At 55.8% G+C, this 2,575-nt stretch carries 2 protein-coding genes; both read right to left on the bottom strand.

What is annotated here, in order from left to right; all coding sequences use genetic code 11:
• Positions 1-97: 97 nt before the first annotated feature.
• Positions 98-832 (bottom strand): IS21-like element helper ATPase IstB, encoded by a 735-nt coding sequence (gene istB / locus HMPREF3145_RS01425; protein WP_101733627.1) that lies wholly within the window; start codon positions 830-832, stop codon positions 98-100.
• Between the two features lies 1 nt (position 833).
• Complete coding sequence (gene istA, locus HMPREF3145_RS01420) at positions 834-2,309, bottom strand: IS21 family transposase (protein ID WP_070421491.1); 1,476 nt, start codon at positions 2,307-2,309, stop codon at positions 834-836.
• Positions 2,310-2,575 lie beyond the last annotated feature (266 nt).

The following is a 2,575-nucleotide window of genomic DNA, read 5'->3' as shown; positions in this document are numbered from 1 at the left end:
TGTGTTTTGTCAAGTTGTTTTAGGCCGTTTCGGCTCGAATTTTTAGGCCAGTTCGGCACGGTTTTGGGCCGTTTGAGCGTTGCTGGGGTTTTGAGGGTTATTTCATGAGGGCGTTTGCCATGCGGTAGGACTGGCCGGTGAAGGTAATCATGCGTCCGTGGTGGACGATGCGGTCGATGGCTGCCGCTGCCATGTCATCGTTGCCGAAGACTTGGCCCCATTGGGAAAACGCGAGGTTGGTGGTGATGATCAGGCTGCGTTGTTCGTAGGCGTCGGCGATGGCTTGGAAAAGTAACCGTGCACCGTCAGTGTCGATGGGGATGTAGCCGAGTTCGTCGATGACGAGGAGCTTGTTTTTGCCGAGTGCTGCGAGTTCTTTGTCGAGTCTTCCTGCCTGTTTAGCGTTGCGTAAGTGGTCGACTAGGCCGGCGGCGGTGAAAAACCTTGCTGGGATGCCTGCAAGGCATGTTTGGGTGGCTAGCGCGATGGCGAGATGTGTTTTCCCGGTGCCGACGTCACCGTAGAAGACGAGGTCTTCGCATCCGTTGAGAAACTCAAGCGTGGTGAGGTGTTCGCGGGTGATGTCCGTGGGCAGGGTCACTGGTGACCAGTCGTAGCCGTCGAGGGTTTTGCGTACTGGCACACGCGCACGGTGCATGAGGCGGCGGGCTCTGGATGCTGCTCTGGAAGAAAGTTCAGCTTCGAACAATTCGATGAGGATGTCGCACTGGCGTGGGGTGGCGTGTTCAACGCATTGGCGTAACACAGCGGTGGTCAAATAGAGCTGGCGGCCGAGTGTGACAACTTGGTTTTTGGTGGTTGTAGCGCTCATTTTAGGTCGCCTCCGCATGCTGTGGGGTGTTGATTGTGGTGGCAAGGAGTTGGTCGTAGGTAGCCAGGTTTGCTCTGGTGTGCTGTGTTGGTGGTGGGGTGCTGTATCGTGCAGCGATGCCAAGATGCGGTCCGGTTGGTTGAGCGTTGGCTTCTAAAAGTGCTGCAGCGGCGGTGACGGTGGCGTCGAAACCGCATTCTGCGGCGGTGGTTTGTGCATGGGTGAAAAACTCACGGCGTGTGACGGTATCTGCTTCGTCGAGGTAGCCGACGACGTTATCCGGCATATGGTGGCGAAGTGGTGAGTTCTTCCACGCTCCCGGCTTTTTGGCTAACCCTGGCAGCAGACTTATGGGGTTGATCACTGTAGCGTCTGCAGTGCCGAAGACTCTCGGCAGCGCGATGATGCGTCGAGACTCCTCGTCTAAGACGGTGATGGTGTCGTGGGACAATTCCAGCGTGACTTGCCTATTTGCCCAGGCAGGCCCGACTAGGTAGCGGTTGCCTGCTACGGTGACAATCCCGGTTTTATCGGTGCGACGCACTTCGAAACGCACCGGATTAAACCGCACCGACGGACATGCTTTGAGCGCTTGTTGATCGTGTTGAAACAGATCAGCGATTACCGCTGCCTTCTTATAATGGGTCTGCTTGGCAAACGCGGCACACCCAGAGTCCAGAAGAGCGTTTAGTTCTGCCAGTGAAGCAACTTCTGGCACGGGAACGAGCAGGTTTCGGCGGATGAACCCGACAGCGTTTTCCACATTGCCTTTCTCATGGCCTGAATACGGGTTGCAGTAACGCGACCGAGTCCGATAGTGCGCTTTAAACGCGGCGAAGAGCTCTGATTCGACAACCTTCGGGCCGACACGGCGTCCAATAGCAGTAGCGTTATCGAAGACCATCTCAGTCGGCACTCCGCCGGCAGCATCGATGACATCCAGCAATCCGGTAATGACACACTCGGCGGTTTCACCGGCGAAGGCCCTGCAAAACCTCATATTCGAGTACGGAAACGTCACCACCAAAAGGTGTACAACCTTCACATCTGACGCCAGGTTGATTTCTGCCTGGCCGAAATCAACCTGGATGATCCCGGGAGACCATTCCAACTCCATGAACCCATCTCCTGGGGCTTTATGGTCCTGCCTCCACTGCTTGACGTAGCGCTGTACCGGCGAATACGAGCCGGTATATCCATGTTCGGCGGCAAGCCGGTCACAGATGCGCTGCGCAGTGTGGCGTTGCTTGCGCGGCATGCGCTGATCTTGCTCAAGCCACCGATCAATCACGGCACACAACGTCTCACCGAGCGCTAGTGATCCTGGCTTATGTAACTTAACTGGCGGGATAGGGCTGAAATCGTCCTGGTTGACGTACTTATCGACCGTAGCGCGAGATACCGATACCGCCTTCGCGATCGCTCGTCGGGACATTCCCTCGTCATCGAGCTGTCTGATAGTTTCGATCGTGGTCATGCTGATTGTCATCTACTTTCTGGTCCCTTCCTGAAAAACCAAGTCCCGGACCTCGCGGCCAAACGAAGATGGGACATTTCTCAGGAACAGAAACCTACTGGGATGGTTACTCGGCATGGCCCTTTTTCATTCCAAAAGAGCCACACCAGTCACAGCAACGCACCAGGAAAGTGGCCTACTTTTTCACGCTGAAACGGACTAAAACAGGCCGCCGAAACGGACTACTTCCCAAGCCGAACTGGACCACCTACATCAGATCAGACACA

This window comes from Corynebacterium sp. HMSC05C01 (genome assembly GCF_001807155.1).
Classification (GTDB): domain Bacteria; phylum Actinomycetota; class Actinomycetes; order Mycobacteriales; family Mycobacteriaceae; genus Corynebacterium; species Corynebacterium coyleae.
This window is presented reverse-complemented; position numbering and strand designations above follow the sequence as displayed.